The 19205-nt window shown below is 45.5% G+C and carries 19 protein-coding genes; 16 read left to right on the forward strand and 3 right to left on the reverse strand.

Annotated features, from left to right (window positions below):
• Nucleotides 1-13 precede the first annotated feature (13 nt).
• The 11 genes from M0M83_RS03415 (at nt 14) to M0M83_RS03465 (ending at nt 9326) form a co-directional block, all read left to right on the forward strand.
• Complete coding sequence (locus M0M83_RS03415) at nt 14-157, forward strand: hypothetical protein (RefSeq protein WP_000167275.1); 144 nt, start codon at nt 14-16, stop codon at nt 155-157.
• A gap of 60 nt (nt 158-217) precedes the next feature.
• Nucleotides 218-1234, forward strand: coding sequence for a YqaJ viral recombinase family protein (locus tag M0M83_RS03420; RefSeq protein ID WP_067206279.1), 1017 nt, complete (start codon nt 218-220; stop codon nt 1232-1234).
• A 209-nt stretch (nt 1235-1443) separates the two neighbouring features.
• Nucleotides 1444-2403 carry an AAA family ATPase gene (locus M0M83_RS03425; protein WP_007104990.1) on the forward strand — a complete coding sequence of 320 codons (960 nt, stop codon included), beginning with the start codon at nt 1444-1446 and terminating at the stop codon, nt 2401-2403.
• Nucleotides 2403-3170, forward strand: a complete 768-nt coding sequence (locus M0M83_RS03430) for a hypothetical protein (RefSeq protein WP_110076555.1) — start codon at nt 2403-2405, stop codon at nt 3168-3170. Before M0M83_RS03425 ends, M0M83_RS03430 begins: the two co-directional genes overlap by 1 nt.
• 98 nt (nt 3171-3268) lie before the next feature.
• Nucleotides 3269-4222, forward strand: a complete 954-nt coding sequence (locus M0M83_RS03435; RefSeq protein WP_110076556.1) for a DUF3150 domain-containing protein — start codon at nt 3269-3271, stop codon at nt 4220-4222.
• 61 nt (nt 4223-4283) lie between these two features.
• On the forward strand, nt 4284-4724 hold the full coding sequence (locus tag M0M83_RS03440; protein WP_022614431.1) for a hypothetical protein: 441 nt from the start codon (nt 4284-4286) through the stop codon (nt 4722-4724).
• Between the two features lie 69 nt (nt 4725-4793).
• Nucleotides 4794-6449 (forward strand): VWA domain-containing protein, encoded by a 1656-nt coding sequence (locus M0M83_RS03445; protein ID WP_248467612.1) that lies wholly within the window; start codon nt 4794-4796, stop codon nt 6447-6449.
• A gap of 82 nt (nt 6450-6531) precedes the next feature.
• Nucleotides 6532-7029, forward strand: coding sequence for a RadC family protein (gene radC / locus M0M83_RS03450; protein WP_000791199.1), 498 nt, complete (start codon nt 6532-6534; stop codon nt 7027-7029).
• Entirely contained in the window at nt 7029-7370 is a 342-nt protein-coding gene (locus tag M0M83_RS03455; protein WP_001959197.1) for a hypothetical protein, read from the forward strand. The genes radC and M0M83_RS03455 overlap by 1 nt, the downstream gene beginning before the upstream one ends.
• 91 nt (nt 7371-7461) lie before the next feature.
• Complete coding sequence (locus tag M0M83_RS03460; protein WP_077671787.1) at nt 7462-8529, forward strand: DUF7146 domain-containing protein; 1068 nt, start codon at nt 7462-7464, stop codon at nt 8527-8529.
• An 89-nt stretch (nt 8530-8618) separates the two neighbouring features.
• Complete coding sequence (locus M0M83_RS03465) at nt 8619-9326, forward strand: hypothetical protein (RefSeq protein ID WP_248467614.1); 708 nt, start codon at nt 8619-8621, stop codon at nt 9324-9326.
• A gap of 152 nt (nt 9327-9478) precedes the next feature.
• On the opposite strand, the gene M0M83_RS03470 is transcribed toward M0M83_RS03465, so the two are convergent.
• The 3 genes from M0M83_RS03470 to M0M83_RS03480 all read right to left on the reverse strand — a co-directional run bounded on the left by M0M83_RS03470 (nt 9479) and on the right by M0M83_RS03480 (nt 13874).
• On the reverse strand, nt 9479-11137 hold the full coding sequence (locus tag M0M83_RS03470; protein ID WP_248467616.1) for a phosphoethanolamine transferase: 1659 nt from the start codon (nt 11135-11137) through the stop codon (nt 9479-9481).
• Complete coding sequence (locus tag M0M83_RS03475; RefSeq protein ID WP_248467618.1) at nt 11130-11855, reverse strand: phosphatase PAP2 family protein; 726 nt, start codon at nt 11853-11855, stop codon at nt 11130-11132. Before M0M83_RS03475 ends, M0M83_RS03470 begins: the two co-directional genes overlap by 8 nt.
• Nucleotides 11856-11978: 123 nt before the next feature.
• Complete coding sequence (locus tag M0M83_RS03480; RefSeq protein ID WP_248467620.1) at nt 11979-13874, reverse strand: LTA synthase family protein; 1896 nt, start codon at nt 13872-13874, stop codon at nt 11979-11981.
• A 193-nt stretch (nt 13875-14067) separates the two neighbouring features.
• Here M0M83_RS03480 and M0M83_RS21665 point away from each other — a divergent pair, with 193 nt between their 5' ends.
• From M0M83_RS21665 to M0M83_RS03505, 5 genes are all read left to right on the forward strand, one after another.
• Nucleotides 14068-14424, forward strand: coding sequence for a diacylglycerol kinase (locus M0M83_RS21665; protein ID WP_248467621.1), 357 nt, complete (start codon nt 14068-14070; stop codon nt 14422-14424).
• Nucleotides 14425-14442: 18 nt separating this feature from the next.
• On the forward strand, nt 14443-15111 hold the full coding sequence (locus M0M83_RS03490; RefSeq protein WP_248467623.1) for a response regulator: 669 nt from the start codon (nt 14443-14445) through the stop codon (nt 15109-15111).
• The gene (locus M0M83_RS21670) at nt 15101-16495 is read left to right on the forward strand and encodes an ATP-binding protein (protein ID WP_248467625.1); all 1395 of its coding nucleotides are present in this window, start codon (nt 15101-15103) and stop codon (nt 16493-16495) included. Before M0M83_RS03490 ends, M0M83_RS21670 begins: the two co-directional genes overlap by 11 nt.
• 371 nt (nt 16496-16866) lie before the next feature.
• The gene (locus M0M83_RS03500; RefSeq protein ID WP_242887807.1) at nt 16867-17811 is read left to right on the forward strand and encodes a thioredoxin family protein; all 945 of its coding nucleotides are present in this window, start codon (nt 16867-16869) and stop codon (nt 17809-17811) included.
• Nucleotides 17812-17813: 2 nt separating this feature from the next.
• Nucleotides 17814-19202, forward strand: coding sequence for a conjugal transfer protein TraH (locus tag M0M83_RS03505; protein ID WP_029628494.1), 1389 nt, complete (start codon nt 17814-17816; stop codon nt 19200-19202).
• Nucleotides 19203-19205: the final 3 nt, after the last annotated feature.

Below are 19205 nucleotides of genomic sequence, written 5' to 3' on the forward strand. Positions count from 1 at the left end.
TTGGAGATCTTCCATGACTAAATCAGCCTCACTTTTTCGCTTGGTATTGGTTGTTGCCCTTGTCGTAGGTTCGATTCAAGCCGGTAAAGCGGCAATTGATTCGGTTCAAGCAAGTGTTGTTCAGCACCAAACAGCGTTAGCACAAGCTGCAAAGTAACCACTTAACCCTGAAGGGGAGTTCTCTCCTTCGGGGGAGTCTCCCCTCAAAGGAGGCAATATGAAGGTTATCGACCTATCACAGCGTACTCCTGCATGGCACCAGTGGCGCATTGCAGGGGTTACGGCATCTGAAGCCCCAATTATTATGGGGCGTTCACCCTACAAAACACCTTGGCGATTATGGGCAGAAAAAACCGGATTCGTATTACCGGAAGACCTGTCGAATAATCCAAATGTGCTTCGCGGTATAAGGTTGGAGCCTCAAGCAAGGCGAGCATTTGAGAATGCGCATAATGACTTTCTTCTGCCGTTATGTGCAGAAGCCGATCATAACGCAATCTTTCGAGCCAGCTTTGATGGCATCAACGATGCGGGCGAACCTGTTGAACTGAAATGTCCTTGCCAGTCAGTTTTTGAGGATGTGCAAGCTCACCGAGAACAAAGCGAGGCGTACCAGTTGTATTGGGTGCAAGTACAGCATCAAATACTGGTCGCCAATAGCACGCGAGGTTGGTTGGTTTTCTATTTTGAGGATCAACTGATTGAGTTTGAAATACAACGAGACGCGGCGTTCTTAACTGAGTTGCAAGAAACAGCGCTTCAGTTTTGGGAGTTAGTACAGACCAAAAAAGAACCGTCAAAATGCCCTGAGCAAGATTGTTTTGTTCCCAAGGGTGAAGCCCAATACCGTTGGACATCGCTGTCTCGACAGTATTGCTCAGCACATGCCGAAGTGGTCCGACTGGAAAATCACATTAAATCTTTGAAAGAGGAAATGCGAGACGCCCAGTCAAAATTGGTCGCCATGATGGGTAACTACGCTCATGCCGACTATGCTGGGGTCAAACTCAGCCGCTACATGATGGCGGGCACGGTGGACTATAAGCAATTGGCCACCGATAAGTTAGGCGAGCTGGATGAACAGGTTTTAGCCGCTTACCGAAAAGCGCCACAAGAGCGGTTGCGCATTAGCACCAATAAGCCAGAGCAGCCCGTTGAAACACCAATCAAAATCAGTCTTGAGCAAGATAACTTGGTTCTGCCAGGTGACTCGCCGAGCTCATTTTACTTTTAACGTTCACTTGGAGCCGATTTCGGCTCCTTTCTCATGCGCTTACATCGAGTGCATCAGAAAGCAGTTTCACTCGTAGCCAATGCTGGGTACGAATGATAGAGCGAGCTGAACTCTTACATACACAGCCATACCACAATCAACACACCACCCGGCGGGGCCTTCATTCCCTGTTGGGGCATGGGGCCTCGTCAAAACTGATGAGGTTTACCATGACTGAACAATCCCCATTTTTGGTTCAAGTGAATCAAGCGTTTAATGTCCCGGCTCCTGATGCTTTCGTTCTGGAAGGATTTAGTGCCGACACTACCCATCCAAACATTCCCGTTCGCAAGGACGAGTATGTCTTTAGAAAAGAAGACTTACGTGACGTATTGGCGTTCTTGTCTAACCCAGACGGTGACGGTTTGTATATTACAGGCCCAACTGGATGCGGGAAGACCTCGCTAATTTGCCAAGTTGCTTCTCGATTGAATTGGCCTGTTCAGCAAATTACTGCGCACGGTCGATTGGAGTTGTCCGATCTTATCGGTCACCACACGCTGGTTAATGGCAACATGACCTTTGTGTATGGACCGCTGGCACTGGCTGTAAAGCATGGCCATTTGCTGATCATTAATGAAATGGATCTTGCTGAGCCTGCTGAACTGGCTGGGCTCAATGACATTTTGGAAGGTGCCCCGTTGGTCATCGCACAAAATGGCGGTGAGATCATCATGCCACATAACAAGTTTCGTTTTATCGCAACCGGCAACAGTGCGGGCAGCGGTGATCAAACGGGCTTGTATCAAGGCGTGCTTCAACAGAATTTGGCTTTCCTTGATCGCTTTAGAATCATTGAAGCGACCTATGCAGAGCCATCTGTAGAGGAAGCCATTCTGGAGAATGTTGCGCCGGGCTTGCCAGAAGTCTTTCGCCAAAAAATGGTGAAGGTGGCTGGTGACATTCGTCGTCTTTTTATTGGGGGCGCGGATGGCGGTGCGGAGCTTAGTATCACCATGTCCACTAGGACCTTGGTGCGCTGGGCAAAGTTAACACTTGCTTTTAAAGGCGCTCCTAACGCAGTGGAGTATGCACTGGTTCGGTCTTTGACGGCTCGTGCTGAGTTGGAGCAACGAGAAGCCATTCACCGTATTGCCGCTGATGTCTTCGGTGACCATTGGGAGGATTGATGATGGAAAAGTGCTTTGCTCTTTACCGTTACAGTCATTCTGATGGGACAGCCAAAGAATGGGCCATTTACGTTGGATCAGATACCAAGGAGATTGAAGTTCGGTTTGGAAAAGCCGGTCAATTATCGCAGCAGCGATTGATTGATTCGACTGATCCTAACGCTGAAGCAGACCGACGAATCAATGAGAAAATCAACAAGGGTTATCGATTTGTTGGACACGTCGGTATTGATCATCAAGGGCGGCCATTTGAACTCTCAAATGCGCTAGATAGTGTCGCGTGCGCCAATAACGTCAGTTGGGAGTTTCGTACTCGCAAGGACGTCAATGGCCAAATATCGCTGGCGCAAAAAGCGTTGTTCGATATGGCAAAGCTGCTTGAAGCCTATGGCTTGGCTGTTATTGATGATAACCAGGTCAGGATTGGAGAATGGTCATTAGGGTTTTGCAAAAGCGGATTACCTAGAACCAATCAAATCAGCATGGTGTCAGGTGAAGGCGCTGGCATTGTTAACACTGATGATGGCCCGTGGCCATTGTTGCTGTTACTGGCCTTTAAGCGTCAATTACCACCACTGTGTTCGCTCACAGTAGCGAGTCCTGAAGGGATAGAAGTATCCGACCAACTGAAGTTGGAAAAAGATGTATTGCGGTCGCTAGGCAGTGATTTAGAGCGGGTTCGCCCGATAGCTGAAGCACTGGACTTAATGCCTGTGAAAATCGATCTCAACCAATCGTCGCCAGATTCGCAAAATTACTATTTCTGATAGTGATGTTGCCATTAGCGCGTCAACTACTACCACCCAAATGGGGGCCATTGCTCCTGTTGGGAGTGGTGCGTCCCCATCTCGCATGAGGAAGCACTATGAGTATTCAAACCCTCGACAAACTTTTGATTTGTCACATCGACTGTTCCATCTGGAGCGGTAGAAAAAAACTAAGGCCTGAAGATTTCAGACTAGCCAATGGCAGCCAACTTCCACCGAAGGATGTTGCCAGCTTAGGGAGTAAAAAAATTTGCGACCCTGAGGCATTGGCGAACTTTGAAAGGCTTAAGAAAGAAGCGCAGCGCTTGTGTGAGCAAGTCGGTGTGCGGTTTTTAGGTGGCTATGCCGTCCCTGAAGACCGAATTGATCAGATTGTTCCAGAGCTTGACCGGATCGGTCAGGAGTTTGCGCAGTGTAAGCAGTTGTTCTTGGACAACTATGATCAGGTGACGTTTGACTGGGTTGCGAAACACCCGGAATTTGCAGATGCAATCCGAAGTGCATTATCGCCCATCGAAGACGTTGAACAACGGCTTCAGTTCGATTATGCCATCTATCGAATGCAACCGGCTGAACAAGCTGGAGGCTTAGATGACAAGGTCAATGGTATGGGACACACCCTCTTTAGGGAGGTGGCTCGTGATGCCAATGAACTGTTTGAGCGTTCCGTTGTAGGCAAGAATCAAATCAGTCAGCGAGCCCTTAATCCGCTCAAGCGATTAAGAGACAAGTTGGATGGTTTGTCCTTCCTGGATCATCGAGTTCAGCCGATGGTTGAAGCGATGGACAATTTATTTGTTCGTCTGCCGAAGACCGGCCCTGTGACAGACAATCTCTATCACGAACTGATGGCGACCATTTTAATTTTGTCTGATCCAGACAAGATGAGAATGCACGGTGAAGGTCAATTGGATATCAGACAACTGATGCCCAAACCTGAACCTAAACCCGCACAGCCAGTATCTGCTCAGGCAGATAACTTACGTGCAATACCACAACCAACCGTCAGACCAAACCTTGGTTCGACTGTACCAAACTCATTTTATTTCTAACGTCCTTGAGGGCATGTTGCCCTTAAGGGCGCATGTCCTCTGAACTATGTAAGAGGAAATTATGCAATCAACCATCCATAACCCCAGCCAACTGAACCAGTTTGAAGCACATTTTCGTGGTGTGACTGATGCGGTTGAAAGTGAATCGATACCAGAAGTGGCGTGTTGTCGAACGTTAGTACAACGGTCGTACTCAACACATAGTGTCTTGATCCCCAAGAACCCTGTTTTGATCGCAGATGCGGACGCACAAGGAGTTTGGGTAACGGCCATGGTATTTGTTCCAAACATGGCATTGCAGCAAACCGCTTATGAGCGGGCCTGGCTGCAATATCAACACGAGGTGTCTACTCAGTTACAAGACCAGTACGGTCTGACATTGGATGACATCCTGAGTTTAGACCAGCTTAAAACGTCATTTGAGCAGCACGAGAGTCCAGCTCAATTGGTGGCTTGGTTAGGTCAAAAATACGACCTGGATAAGCTAAAAGCACAGGTTTAAACACTTACATTCCCAGCGGGGAAACGCTCCCGCTGAGGGAGTATTCCCCCTAATGATTAGGAGACTCCCATGAATCATCCATTAAAAAACGCACTGCCAATCGTTGCCGCCGCTTATGGCGAAAAGTTTGGTGTGAAGGTGCTTATTCAAGGACAAGATGCGTTTACCGATGGTGAGCGGATTGTGATCCCAACAGCAAACCCAGACGACCCACACTATCAACAGATAGCTTGGGGTTATCTGGCTCATGAAGCGGCGCATATTCGGCATACCAATTTTGACATGGTGAAGAAGGCGTCGTCTAAGCCGATCCGTAAGGCACTTCTCAATATTATTGAGGATGTGCGCATTGAAAACGAATTGGCAAAGGATTACCCCGGAACCCGGCGCAGTATTTCGCAAGTGATTGAGTACATGGTGGACACACAGCAAATGTGTGTACCTGAACAGCTTGAGCCTGCATCTAACTTGCAAGCCTGGTTGTTGTTCCGCTTGAGATGCCATTTTCTGGGTCAGAAAGCGCTGACACCTCTGTATCAAGCGGTTGATGAAAGAGTGAGACAACTCTTTCCTGCCGCAGCGATGAGCCGGTTAAGCGCCATGCTTACAGCAGTGCCTAGCTTAGGGTCTACAGGTGAAGTGCTAAAACTTGTCGATTCCATCGTTGCCATGTTGGAAGAAGAATCTCGTCCACCACAGGATGAGTCGGATGCTGATAGCGGTAATGACATTGGACAAGATACGAGTAATGACAGCAATAACAGTAGTGACAGTCAAACCCCAGAAGCAGACTCGTCTGCAATGGGGGATGCCGCTGAAACGGGTGATTCAGATAACTCTGATCAAGCTGACAATTTGCGACAAGCCTTAGAGGCCAGTGCCGCTCAGTTTGAACCCGATACCTTTGCCCAAGTGGCAGAAGTGTTGTCGGAACAAGCTGAAGGACATCAGGGCGTCACACCACTCACTTTGCCTCAAGCAGAGCAGGCTATGTTGGGTGATGAGGCTATCTTGACCTTATCGGCGTCTGAGTCGGCTCAAATTCGAGCCCGACTTAGGGGCATGGTTCAGTCCAGTCAGGACAATCGGAATCATGCCAAACGGCAAGGTCTTCGAGTTGCAACCCATCGTCTTGCCGCTTCACAAGCAGGTGAGTCGAGATTGTTTATTCAAAGGCAACCTCGCATTGCGCCCAATGCTGCTGTGCACTTGCTTGTTGATATATCGGGTTCAATGGGTAAGCCCATAGGCGAGGGGAATCGCAAGTACTTTCATGTTGCCAATGAAGCCGCTTTGGCTTTGGCCATGGCACTGGAAGGCATACCGGGTGTTGTACCTGCGGTCAGTTATTTTCCTGGTATTCATCAGGAAGTTTCTATCGCGTTGTTGCCCAAGCAATCGGTTCGACATCGGGCCGCCTGTTTTGACCAAAAACCACGAGGTTGTACGCCTATGGCACAAGCGATGTGGTTTGCGGCAAACAGTTTGTTAGCGCAAAAACAGAAGCGAAAGCTAATGATAGTGCTAACCGATGGTGACCCAGATGATTGGGCTGCCACGCATGACATTGTTGACCGGTGCAGACGCAGTGGCTTTGAGCTACTGGGGATCGGGATTCAAACACGCAGTGTTGAGAGATTCTTTCCACAAAGCATCGTGATTAACGACGTCAAAGATCTAAAGCGTGAGTTATTCGAAGTAACACAACAACTGTTAATTCAGTAACCACATCCATTTTACCACCCTGCGGGGACGATTCCGTCCCCGTCTGGGCATGGGTTCGTCTCCGTTTTTTTTGGAGACTCCTATGAAAAACAAAAAATTCTTAGCTGGCGAAGAAGCCGGTACTTACATCGTTCCTGAGCAGGTGACCGAAGCGGATATATTAGATATGGCGCTCAAGCTTGCTCGTGGTCGATTGAGTAAAGGTCGAAAAATTGAACAGCCATCGTCGGCGTTCTCATACCTGCAAACACTGATGCACGAGTATGAGCACGAAGTCTTTGGCGTGCTGTTTCTTGATACAAAGCATCGTGTCATTCGATTTGAAGAGCTGTTCAAAGGGACTTTAGATGCGGCGAGCGTGTATCCAAGGGAAGTAACAAAACGAGCGCTTGAGCTTAATGCGGCAGCAGTGATACTGGTTCATAACCATCCATCGGGTGATCCTGAACCCAGTGAAGCTGATAAACGCATCACTCATCGACTCCGTGACGCCTTGTCACTTGTTGATATTCGAACGCTTGACCATGTCGTGGTCGCATCCGAGGGCTGCGTTTCGCTTGCCGAACGCGGTTATCTTTAATGAATGGGCGCATTGCCCATTCTCCTTCATCACAAAAGCAGTCCTATCAACACACGTCATCACAGCTCGAATTTCTATTTGAGTTTGATGATGCCCCAGTTACTTGGTCTGACACGGAAATCTGGCAGTTACGCGAAGGCATTCTATTGGATGCGATCCGTGTATTGCTGGACGGTCGTGTCAGTACTCGGTTGCGCAAGGATGTGTTGTCGTGGATTCAAAATGACGAATTAACGCCATTTTGCTTTCGTGTTTGCGCAATGGCTGCGGTTGTCGATCCTGATGTGCTTCGTGATTCCATCATGTGGCTATTAAGACGACATGGTATCCAGCTTGACTAACGTTCCTGCATTAACCAAACGGCTCAATGCAGGCCCAGAGCTGACTTTTATCACTTGTGGTAGGAGTCGGCTTTTTACTTAAGGAGGTTATATGGCGTTACCTTTACAAATTGAAACTGTAAGGCCATATCTTAATGGCCAGTGGCTTCAAATACTGGCGGCGTTGGTGCCAGAACTTGATGCCGCTATTGCTCGAAAAGGCCGTCATGTGGCTTGTCCTGTTCATGGCGGTCGTGATGGCTTTAGGCTGTTCAAAGATGCTGAATATACCGGAGGTGGCGTTTGTAACACCTGCGGGATCTTTCATGATGGCTTTGAACTGTTGTCTTGGATTAATGGATGGAACTTTGCTCAGTCTATTGAAGCAATCGGTCAAGCTCTAGGTATTCAACCCGGACAAGTACCAACTCGGGTAATACCGAGTAACGCTGTTGACTGGAAGGCTAGAAAGCAGGAAGAGGACAAAGCGATTATCCATCGCTTGAATCAAACCTGGGGAGAAACGTTTTCTCTTGCAGATACTCGTGCGCAACCAGTTTGGAACTACATGCATCGTCGTGGCATTGTTACCCGGCTTCGTCCTGAATGGGATTCGGTGCTGAGGTATCATCCAAACTTGCCTTACCATGATGAAGATGGCTTGTTTATCGATAGCTACCCAGCGCTGCTAGGTAAAATCGTTACTCAGCAAGGGCGTTCGGCCACGTTTCATCGGATCTACCTAAGTGAAGATGGATTCAAAGCGCCGGTTGAAAAGCCTAAAAAGATGATGCCGATACCAAGTGACAGAACAATCACTGGTGGTGCCATTCCGATAGGTGAGCCTGGTGAGGTATTAGGTGTTTCTGAAGGCATCGAAACAGCTTTAGCGGTTACCAGAGCTACGGGACAGACATGTTGGTCGGTTGTGAATGCAACGCTACTGGCTAGGTTTGAACCACCAAGTAATGTGAAAATGCTGTACATCTGGGCAGATCACGATCTCTCTGAGACCGGCCTGAATGCAGCGAATGAACTCAAGAAAAAAGCCTGGCAAAAAGGCATTCTGACACAAGTTCTGATCCCTCCGATACCAACGTCACTTGGCGTGAAAAGTTGGGATTGGAATGATGTGCTGAATGTTTACGGAGCCATGGGCTTTCCTAAAGTTCATATCTGATCGAAGGGGCTTCGGCCCCTTTTTTTGCGCCTTGCATATTTGAAAAAACATGGAGAATGAAAAATAGATAACCAATAGGAGAAACAAACATGATGGTATTAACCCTGTTAACAAAGCAGATTGATGGTGAGTTTACGGTTTACTGGAAGACCGGCATTCGAAGAGGTGGCGAGCTAAAGGTCAATTTAGGTGAGCAATACGACAAGCTACCTGAGCAGCAAAAGCCAATTGCAGCTGAGCTCTATGCTATTCATCACCTCTTGTCAGTGAAAGAGGTGATGGGCAGTAACCGAAGCGGCAATGGGCTTCAAATCCGAGTCAGTAAAGGAGCCATCAAAAAGTTACAGAAACAACGCTCAACTCAGCATTCACTGTACATCCTGACTAGGTTTTTGCTCACCCGTTACCAGGAAGCACAGATCTCGGTAGAGAAACGGGAAGATTGGCTCTCATATTCCTTTGAAGAATACAGCGTCGATAATGCTACTGTGAGAGAAATCGATGAGGTAATAAATGTTCCGAACATTGGACCTGTCGTGGTGACTCGTCATGCACTAGAAAGATTCGTGGAAAGGCTTTCAGACGGAGTACCTAAGCATCCTTGGAAGGCTTTGTGCACAAAGCTGTTATGTTCTGCGCTAACTAAAGCCGAGTTACCAGAAAGCGTCGCTACTAAAAAAGCAAAAAAATATGCACAAGAGGCCGAATTCTGGCAGCACGTGGAGAGCAAGATGTACTTTGTTATGATTACGGGTGACTCAATGAAGACATTGGTTACGGTTTTTGCAGTAAAGTAAGCTAATGTAGTATTCGCACTTTATGAATATTACTTATGTGCCAATAGCGGACGTTGAATGCCAGTTAGGGCTATTCGCTAGTATGGATAACTGTGAATAGCCTAAAAGTTATGCTGTGAACTTGTCCATATTCCTTGTCTATTGGACTTAACTTATCGCACTCTTTTCTTGCAGCTTTTGAAGATATCAAGTTTTGATTCGTAGAGAGCTGTATTCACAGAAAATACTCCTAACAGAGAATGGAACAAATTATCATGGCTAAGTGGCGAACTGCGCTCTTTTTCAATACACTTGGTGTCCAACTCGGATGAGCCTTCATATTCTTTGCTTATCCACCAGAGCATCGGGATATGTGTTTGAGCATCTGGTGCAATAAAGTAAGGTAGGCCATGTAAATAGACACCATTTTCACCAAGTGACTCACCATGGTCTGACATATAAAGCATTGATGCATCATAATATTTTTGCTGTTGAAGGCTGTTGATTATATTTGCCAGTAATCGGTCTGTTGCAACAATGCTGTTATCATATGCGTTGACAATAGTATCGCGAGAACACAACTGTAGTTGTTTATCTATGCATTCTGGTTTAAATACTTTGTCTGATGAACTACTACGCTTGAAATACTCAGGTCCGTGGCTGCCTAACTGGTGCAAAACAATAATTCTATCGGTATCTGCAATGTTTTGCAGTTCCCTATCCAAGGCATCCAATAACAGATCGTCTAAACACTGGCCTTCATTGCAACGAGGGTCTTCTTGCTTATACAGATATTCATGACGAAGTCTATCGCATACCCCTTTGCAGCCTGAGTTATTTTCATGCCAACTCACATCTACCCCTGTGGCTTGAAGGATATCTAATATATTACTGCTGCTTTTAGCTTGAGTTTCATCATAGTTTTCTCGAGTAAAAGCAGAAAACATACAAGGTAGAGAATGGGCTGTTGCTGTTCCACATGATGTAACTTGGCTGAAGCTTACGACAGGTAGTTTACTCAGCAAGGGGTTGGTAGGACGCGGATATCCATTAAGTTGAAAATGATCGGCCCGGGCGGTTTCTCCGACGACAAGTACGAGCAACTTTGGGCGTCCGACCGTTGCATCTCTCTTTGCATCAGTGGCGAGGATATGGAATTCGGTCGGAACCTGCGCTTTTAAAGACTTGACAGTCAACGAGACACTGGCGATAACTGGACTTACCGGTAAAGCTAGATGTTTAACACTTTTGAAATTACGGAAAAAAGAAGCAAGTTCTGCATACTGCGTTACGCCAACGGACAAAAGCGCTATGCAGACAATAGCCAAAGCAGCAATAGAGTGCTGAAAATAAGCCCGTCGAGACAGACGTTGAATTCTGACAATCGAGATTAGCATTAGTGGAAATAGATTCCATTGCATCAAATGGATGACGAAACCAATGCTTATTAACCCTTTTGCTTCTGCCTGATCAGTTTCCACGGCATTCTGTAACATTTCCTGATTAATCAGAACTCCAAAAGTCTGATTAAAATATAGACTCAGGCTACCGGCTATAAATAATAATAAGACTACTGGCTTTAGCAATCGAGAATGGCTAAACATCAGGATAAGCATCAAGTTCAGCAGAAAAACGACTAGTATTAGCACTAAGTGAAGATTAATTTGTCCAGGTATATTGGTTTGCAGTGCTGCAAAAAATGGTCCGTTGAACATTAGCGTCATACTTGCTGCCGCAACTAATGCAAATAATACTGGGTGCCAGCTAGTCGCAGGTTTGTTGAGGTCAGGTGTGATGATAGGTAATGTGTATCGACGAATATAATCAAGCATAGTTGTGTCCCTGAAACTTATCAGTTGGGAGTTTGGTTCGATTGGGGTAGAGCCAAAATACGGCGCAGCTGATTGACCAGCACAACCAGAGAGTCGTCAGGTCATGCGAGAAAAAATGGGCTCCTCGTATTTGTTGTACGATGCCAAGTAAGAGTCCTAGAAAAAGCCCAATCATCAATCCTGTGCGAGATTTCTTTGGAGATACCGGCAGATAATAGAAATAGAGTGCTACCCAGGCGTAACCGACACTAGCGTGTCCTGCTGGGAAGCATTGAGTTGTAGGAATGTCCGCAGGGCGCTTCTCAAACAGCCCGATAAACGGTTGTTCACCACCGAACAATTGTAAATCCCACGGACATTCCATAGGTAAGACGCGTTTGAGAATTGCCACTATGGCGAAACTTAATATCAGGCTCAAAACTAACTTAGTCAGTGCCACTTTTCGCTCATAAGTGTATTCACTACTAAACTTTTGATAGAGCCAAAAACCAAGCACGTTTGCTATAACAACGTTGTTCAGAAAGCGCGCCCCACTGTGCATAACATCACTAAAGAACCAATGATTTGTTAAGCTCCAACTATCCCCTTCCAAATGAAAAAGGGTTGAAGCCAATAAGAAATCGAGTTGATAGCCATACAGAGCGCTAAATACGGCGACGAATATAATGGTGGGTATTACCAGCAGGTTTATGACTTCGTTACTTTTGAACTGCCGCATGCACTGACGCTTCGTGATATAAACATGCCGTTAGAGTAACTATTAAGAATTAAGATTAACTTAAGTACTATGTAAGTTTTGGCTGTTATTGTGAGATAACAGCCAATAGAACCGTTTAGCTTGCTATTGATTTGGTCCTTCACATTTTGCAATGTCAGGGTACTTTCGCTCTCGATATAAATAGGAAGGTAGCTGTACGTGTGCCAATGCGTTTATACGAGAAAGCTCTGATACTGGTTTGTTGCTCAAACTAAGGTGTTGGGATTCTCTGTTATATGTCGCACTGATTGCTTTGTCGTTGGGTCGCAATATGATGAGCTCATCTTCTCGCATTAGTGCAAACAAGTTATCAAATTGAAGAAGTGCTCTACCTGGGCTAGTAGGATCTGCAATAAAATCCCGGCCATCCATAGGATGACACGCAGAAATACCGGCAATACTTAACAAAGTAGGCGCTAAATCAATTTGGCTAGCTACTGACTCAATCGTGCCTGGTTTAACGACTCCACCGAGGATTAATCCAGGAATATGAAATTTCTCAACAGGGATTAGGTTACTACCGTAGACTCTGTTGTCATGGTCAGCCACAATCAAAAACAGCGTGTCGTTCCAGTATTCGCTGGTTTTTGCTTTCTCAAAAAATTTCCCCATGGCCCAGTCGGCATACTTCACCGCATTATAAGCTGTCTGTTTAGGCTGTTCATACAGATCTATTCTCCCATCAGGAAACTCAAATGGTTCATGATTCGTTGATGTAAAGATAAGGCTGAAGAATGGTTTGCCAGATTGATGTAATTGACTTAGTTGTTGATGTGCAGTGTTAAATAAATCCTCATCACTTGCTCCCCAACTGCCAATAAAATCAGGTTCGTTGATTTTTGAAATGTCGACAACATCACTAATGCCGTTGCCGGTAAAGAAGCTGCGCATATTATCAAAGTGTGCTTCTCCCCCATAGATGAACTGGGTGTAGTATCCTTGCTGCTGCAGAATAGAACCCAGAGTAGCGAACCCTTGCTGGCTGTTTGAAAGCTTTACTACACTTTGTGCTGGTGTAGGCATGAAACCAGCTACAACTGCTTCAATACCTCGTACCGAACGCGTACCCGTCGAATACAGATTATTAAACCAGATCCCCTCTGATTTAAGTCTTTCCAAATTAGGTGTAACTGGGGCGCCGCCAAGGGACTGCACAAAAGTTGCACCAAGACTTTCTTGCAGCACAATTACTATGTTTAGAGGTTTAGAACGCTCTATCTGTGCAGACTGCCAGTGTAGAGTAGGAAAATTAGGATCAGGGTAGGAATACTGTTTCAGCCACGGCCAATTACGAGTTTGTTCGAGCATTTCTGGTTCTGATAGCTTGCCATATACTTCAGTACTTCTGGACTCGTGCTTTAGACTATAAATAGCATACAGTACTGAGTAACCTGAGTTAATAACCAGCGAATTAACCATAGCATCAGCGGTAATTGCAAAAAAGGCTGGATTCGCTGGTCGATGCTGAGTGGTAGAGCGTATTCCGGCAAAAATCACAAATACAACTAGTGGCCAGGCTAAAATATGGTACTTAAAAGTCCATAAACGGTACTCATCATTAGGGTTTTTCAGTAGACGTTTAAAGAGCAAACTGCTCAAAATAGTAAGCGATATTCCAAGCAATAACGGAGCTCGAAAACCATGCCATAGAGTAAGAAAAACCTCTTTAGGGTATTTTAAATATTCAATATATAGACGGTTTGGCCGAATATCATACTGCATCAAAAAAGATGGTGTCGACAACTCTAAGAAAGTCAATGAAATTAGAGCAATCAAGCTCCATAGGTAAGTAAATCTGAACCAGCCGCGTTTTAATGGTGGGTAAGCAAGAAAGAAAGATGCCAGCACTGGGACTGCAGCCAGCAAACACATTAGGATAAAATCGGCTCTAATGCCTTGCACCAGTATTTCGCCAAGTAACTGTGTGGGCTCCACCCTGTCATACATCCAGATAAGTAGCGCAAGTCTACTTAAACTCAATGTTAGCAATCCTATAAAGATCATCCTTACCAAATGTACATATGGACCCCAAACAGAGGCTGCTACTAAATTCTTGAAAACTCCGAATCGCATTAACGTTAATCCTGCAGTTGAATCAGGACTCAGAGTAATTTTTAAAACTTAAGATCCCCTTAAGACTGGGGAATTATGATGGAACTCTTGGAGGTACTACATGAAGAATCATCATACGGGTTGGCGTCGCTTGTTGAGCGCTGCACACTATTCAAAACAAGGCTTTATAAGCAGCTGGCGTTCGGAGGCAGCCATTAGGCAAGAAATTGTCGCACTATGCTTTCTAGTTCCAATTGCTTTCATTGTTGAAGTAAGCTCCGTAGAAAGGGCTTTGCTAATATTGAGCTTGATGTTGGTCCTAGTTGTCGAGTTGCTAAATACAGGTATAGAAGCAGTAGTTGACAGAATTGGCGCTGAGTATCATGTTCTCAGTGGCAAAGCGAAAGATGTCGGCTCAGCTGCAGTTCTTACCATGCTAGTGCTGGCGACAATGGTCTGGTTCATTATTCTTTTTTGAATAAAGAGGTCGAGAGCCATGCGGATTTTGCTAGTAGAAGATGATAAGTTGTTGGCACAAGGGCTAGTGACTGCGTTAGAACGATTGCACTATAGAGTTGAACATTGTGTTTCCGGTAAACAGGCCTTACAAGCTGCTGAAAATAGTCTATTTGATGTCATGATCCTTGATCTGGGGTTACCTGATGGACTTTCTCTTCCAGTTATAAGGAAAATAAGGTCAACCAATCAGTCTCTGCCTATATTAGTCTTAACTGCTTGGGATCATCTGGATACAAAAGTTGATGTTTTGAATGCTGGGGCGGATGACTACGTGTTAAAACCCTGTGATGTTAGAGAGATAGAAGCTCGTTTAAGGGTTATATTAAGACGTCATCAACAACGCAAACAGGATTTGCTCATAAGTAACGAGCTAATCCTGGATTTACAAAGACATGAATGTAGTTTTCAAAGTCAGTCGGTTCATCTTACAACCCGTGAATTTTTGTTACTTAAAGAGCTCATGCTTCATCCCGGCAAGATCCTTTCAAAGCAACACATGGAAGAGGTTAATAGTGGTTGGAATGGAGATAATGAGGGGAATTCATTGGAAGTGCATATTCACAACATTAGAAAGAAAACAGCAGGATATGTCATTAAAACAGTTAGAGGGTTTGGCTATATGTTAAAAAGTCACGATGAAAATTAAAAGTATCAGGAGGATGCTGCTTCTCAGTATCAACGGAGTCATTTTACTATTGATGCTTGTAACGGGAGGCAGTACTTTTTACAGTACCCATCATGAGTTGGACGAGCTGTTTGATGCACAACTCGCACAGTATGCGCGGCTGGTTCGGCATTTGTTACTCGAAGGCCCTAAAGAAGCAATTAACCAAGAACCGGTTATCGAAGTCCCCAGAATTATTGAAGATGGAATAGAACGTACCTCTGCGCAGGAACGACACCCGGAAGGTCATAAGTACGAAAACAAAATAGCTGTACAAGTTTGGAATGCAAGTGGTCAGCTTTTACTGCGCTCTGCCAATGCAGGGACGCATCCGTTACAGCCAATGGAATCAGGTTATCATGTAGTGGAGTTTGGGGGGTTTGAATGGGTTGGTTTTAGCCTGTTTGCAGAAGACCTTAATGTCTGGATTTTTACGGCTCAACGCGAAGATGTGCGTGGAGAGCTCAGTTTTTATGTGGCACTTGACCAGTTAGTACCTTTGAGTTTTGCCTTAATTCCAATATTTGTATTAGTTTGGCTTGCAGTGTATTGGGGAACTAATCCCATTCGGGCTCTATCCGCAAAACTGGCTGACAGCGATCCTGCGAATTTTACTCCGCTAGATATGGCGCTGCCACGAGAGTTGCAGCCCTTTCAAAACGCTGTAAATACCTTACTAGCTGAACTTAAGGAATATGTAATTAAGGAAAAAAGATTTATTGCAGATGCCTCTCATGAACTGAGAACTCCACTCAGTATTTTACAGCTTCATACCGAAAATCTGTCGCAAGCGACATCAACTGCTGAGATTTTAGAGGCTAGAGAAGCAATTCAAAGGAGTACAAAGCGGCTGTCTCACCTTGTTTTCCAATTAATGGAGATGCAAAAGCTAGAGCATCTTAACCAGTTACACAAAAAATCAATATCACTGCTGGATGTTATTTCCGATGCGATGGCCCAGATAGAAAGTAGAAATCTTGACAACGTTAACTGGGATATCAAGATTAATAAAAATACGCTAATTTTGGCAGAGCCAGCATTATTTCAGTGTGTTATGCGGAATTTACTAGATAATTCAGCGAAGTATGCTCCACAAGGCTCTGTAGTTAGAGTAGAGCTTGAAGAGTTAACGGACGTCTATAGGCTGATAGTAGCAAATCAAATTCCAGCGGATACTGTCCCTGACTTAGTTAGATTAGGGGAACGTTTTTTCCGGCATACTGCTCATCAAGATATTGAGGGGTCTGGTCTTGGTCTATCCATCGTAGCTAAGATAGTCGAGCTCCATCGAATGAATTTGAGCTATCAACTTTTGGATGGCAAGCTGTTCATTGCTAAATTATTAATTCTTAAAAGTGGGCTTTGAATAACACCTTACTCAGTTCAAACTATCGAAAACGCCCAGATTGAGCTACGAATCAGAGGTGCTACTGGTCTCGCCAAAAGATACTGCGAGCTACAAAAGAAATTAATGTTAATGAAAAAACTATGCTTTTAGTCTTCAAGGTGCAGCAGATTTAAATATTCCTCACTAAATAAGGACGATTCTTGTGCTGATGCTTTATGTCCGCTTTTCGCTCAAAGCGGTCCAATCATAAATTTGGCTCGTTAAAATTAGCTGTTGTTACTGGTCACAACAGCTAGTCAGAAAAACACACGATTCATTTATCTATCTGGCCAATCGCTCTTACCGGGATCATTAGCATGTTAGCTCTATGAAATTTTCTGGAGCTGACAATGAGAACCCCCTTGTTCCCTTGGTTCATCCTATGGGTGACCATCCCAATCATTATTTTCTTTCTATTCATCCTGCCCGCCCATGCTAGTGATGGGCAATTCTATCAGCGTGGTCAGGAAGGCTGGTTTTGGTATCAGGTCATTCCTGAGCCAGCGGAGGATGAAGAGCCTATAAAGCCGGAATCAGGTGCGGCAGAGTCGAGTCAGAGCGGGCTAAAGCCTTTCAGTGCTGCTTGGTTTCGTGAGCACATGCAGTCGTTCATGGATAAGGCAATTGATGAGCCGACCACTGAGAACGTCCGAGCCTATCTGTATCTTCAGCGCGTTATGATGGATAAGGGCTCACTATTTGCTGATGTTAGTCAGCAGGTTGTCATGGGTGATCCTGTTTTGGATGAAATCAGTCGCAGACCCTTGGCTACCTATGCTGCCAATCGGATGGATCGAGAAGCTGGCGCTCAACGAGATATTGCTTTAGGTGAAGTAGCAAAACGGGCTGGCTTGTTCTTCTTCTATCGTTCGGATTGCCCTTACTGCCATGCTCAAGCGCCTATCATCGAATCCATGGCTTTGAACTATGGTTTCGAGGTGTTTGCTATTGCAGTCGATGGCTTGCCTTTACCTAGTGGAGAGTTTCCTAATTACAAAGTCGATTCAGGACAAGCTCAATCCTTGTCCGTTACGACTGTCCCTGCCGTGTTCTTAGTTGATCCGCCTAATGTCATCACTCCGATTGGCCAAGGCGCAATGAGCCTTGATGAGCTCAATAATCGAATCATTCTTGCAGCCCATCAAGCCGGTTGGATTGACGATCAAACTTACTATGCCACCAGACCTGTTCAACCCGGCGTGTCACTCGCGATGTCAGCCCAAGAGCTTAACGAAAAGATATTACAGGACCCTGAGTTCCTTGTTCGCTATCTGCGTGCACAAGGAGGGTTATAACAATGAAAAAAGTATTCCAAGTATCGCTAATCGCCTGTGCGATTGGTTTTTCGTCTATGAGCCAAGCAAGCTTGCAACAGGAGATGAATCAGTTGTTTGGTTCAATGACCAACACCACTGCGCCTGGTGTATTCGAGAGTCAACGGCGTGGTGTGATATCTGGTGGAAGCGTTGTTGTCCGTAACAGGATCATGAACGAGAACCTCGTCTCAATGGTGCCTCCGTCATTCCAAGCAGGTTGTGGCGGCATTGATATGTTCGCTGGAAGTTTGTCATTTGTTAACGCGGATCAGTTTGTTCAATTACTTCGCTCTGTAGCGGCAAATGCCAAGGGGTACGCATTCCAATTGGCGCTCAGTGCTATGTGTGAGAAATGCTCCCAGCACATGGAGACACTGCAAAAGAAAATCCAGCAGTTGAACGAATATTTTGGCAATTCCTGTCAAATGGCTCAGGGAGTCGTGAACGATACTCTGGCTGCTTTTGGTAAGAAGGGGCAAACAGAAGCCAGCATGTTGAGCTCTCTCAAAGGGGCTGGAGACGTTTTTACCAGTTGGAGTGAGTCCAACGGTAAGAACCCTTATGAGAATGCTTCAAGTGTCGCGGCATCTGATGTGAACAAAACGATTAAAGGTAATTTGGTTTGGCGAGCATTGAAACGTCACTCGGCATCAAGCTGGTTTGCATCGGGGGATGATCGTTTTCTTGAAGCGGTTATGTCGGTGACTGGCTCGATCATCGTTGGTGATTTAGCGAATGCGGCTGATGGTCAAGGTAAAGCCCCAAAACTGACCAGACTGAATGGCAATAAAGTGACTATTGAGCATCTAATTCATGGCGGTAACGTTGCTATGTACCGATGTGACACAGTGACACAAGACGGCTGTCTAAATCCGACAATCGCTAACGTGACCCTAACCGGGTTATCAACTCAGGTCGAAAATTTACTTCTTGGTACAGGTTCTAGTAACGGCATTATATTTAAGTTTGCTCGGAATACTGGGGCAGCTAGCACCACCGAAAAGGCTTTTATGACCTCGGCTCCTGCAAGCATTGGCGGCATGATTCGAACACTTTCAGCATTAAATGAAGGGGCTGCTAGGTCGTTTGCTTCAAGAGCTGCGCCATTTATTGCTGTTGAGATGGCCCGGGCATTGGTTGAAGACATGCTCAACGCAGCTAGAAGCACATCTGGTGTGGAAGATCATGCCTATGCGAAGTTGTTAACCGAAGACCTTGAACGTGCACGTCGCCAAATCAATGAGGAGTACGCTGCGTTGCAGCGAAGATACGGCTCAGAGCAAGAATTGCTGGCGCATTTTAACCAGGTGATTCAGACCATTCGCAAACAGCGTTATTACACCGTTAAATCTACGGCGCTGGGGGAATAGGTC

This window comes from Providencia rettgeri (assembly GCF_023205015.1).
In the GTDB taxonomy this organism is placed as follows: Bacteria; Pseudomonadota; Gammaproteobacteria; order Enterobacterales; family Enterobacteriaceae; genus Providencia; species Providencia rettgeri_E.

Bases quoted from the DNA above. Each gene is read 5' to 3' on its own strand.
- M0M83_RS03415 (WP_000167275.1), top strand. From the start codon at position 14: ATGACTAAATCAGCCTCACTTTTTCGCTTGGTATTGGTTGTTGCCCTT.
- M0M83_RS03420 (WP_067206279.1), top strand. From the start codon at position 218: ATGAAGGTTATCGACCTATCACAGCGTACTCCTGCATGGCACCAGTGG.
- M0M83_RS03425 (WP_007104990.1), top strand. From the start codon at position 1,444: ATGACTGAACAATCCCCATTTTTGGTTCAAGTGAATCAAGCGTTTAAT.
- M0M83_RS03430 (WP_110076555.1), top strand. From the start codon at position 2,403: ATGATGGAAAAGTGCTTTGCTCTTTACCGTTACAGTCATTCTGATGGG.
- M0M83_RS03435 (WP_110076556.1), top strand. From the start codon at position 3,269: ATGAGTATTCAAACCCTCGACAAACTTTTGATTTGTCACATCGACTGT.
- M0M83_RS03440 (WP_022614431.1), top strand. From the start codon at position 4,284: ATGCAATCAACCATCCATAACCCCAGCCAACTGAACCAGTTTGAAGCA.
- M0M83_RS03445 (WP_248467612.1), top strand. From the start codon at position 4,794: ATGAATCATCCATTAAAAAACGCACTGCCAATCGTTGCCGCCGCTTAT.
- radC (WP_000791199.1), top strand. From the start codon at position 6,532: ATGAAAAACAAAAAATTCTTAGCTGGCGAAGAAGCCGGTACTTACATC.
- M0M83_RS03455 (WP_001959197.1), top strand. From the start codon at position 7,029: ATGAATGGGCGCATTGCCCATTCTCCTTCATCACAAAAGCAGTCCTAT.
- M0M83_RS03460 (WP_077671787.1), top strand. From the start codon at position 7,462: ATGGCGTTACCTTTACAAATTGAAACTGTAAGGCCATATCTTAATGGC.
- M0M83_RS03465 (WP_248467614.1), top strand. From the start codon at position 8,619: ATGATGGTATTAACCCTGTTAACAAAGCAGATTGATGGTGAGTTTACG.
- M0M83_RS03470 (WP_248467616.1), bottom strand. From the start codon at position 11,137: ATGCTTGATTATATTCGTCGATACACATTACCTATCATCACACCTGAC.
- M0M83_RS03475 (WP_248467618.1), bottom strand. From the start codon at position 11,855: ATGCGGCAGTTCAAAAGTAACGAAGTCATAAACCTGCTGGTAATACCC.
- M0M83_RS21665 (WP_248467621.1), top strand. From the start codon at position 14,068: ATGAAGAATCATCATACGGGTTGGCGTCGCTTGTTGAGCGCTGCACAC.
- M0M83_RS03490 (WP_248467623.1), top strand. From the start codon at position 14,443: ATGCGGATTTTGCTAGTAGAAGATGATAAGTTGTTGGCACAAGGGCTA.
- M0M83_RS21670 (WP_248467625.1), top strand. From the start codon at position 15,101: ATGAAAATTAAAAGTATCAGGAGGATGCTGCTTCTCAGTATCAACGGA.
- M0M83_RS03500 (WP_242887807.1), top strand. From the start codon at position 16,867: ATGAGAACCCCCTTGTTCCCTTGGTTCATCCTATGGGTGACCATCCCA.
- M0M83_RS03505 (WP_029628494.1), top strand. From the start codon at position 17,814: ATGAAAAAAGTATTCCAAGTATCGCTAATCGCCTGTGCGATTGGTTTT.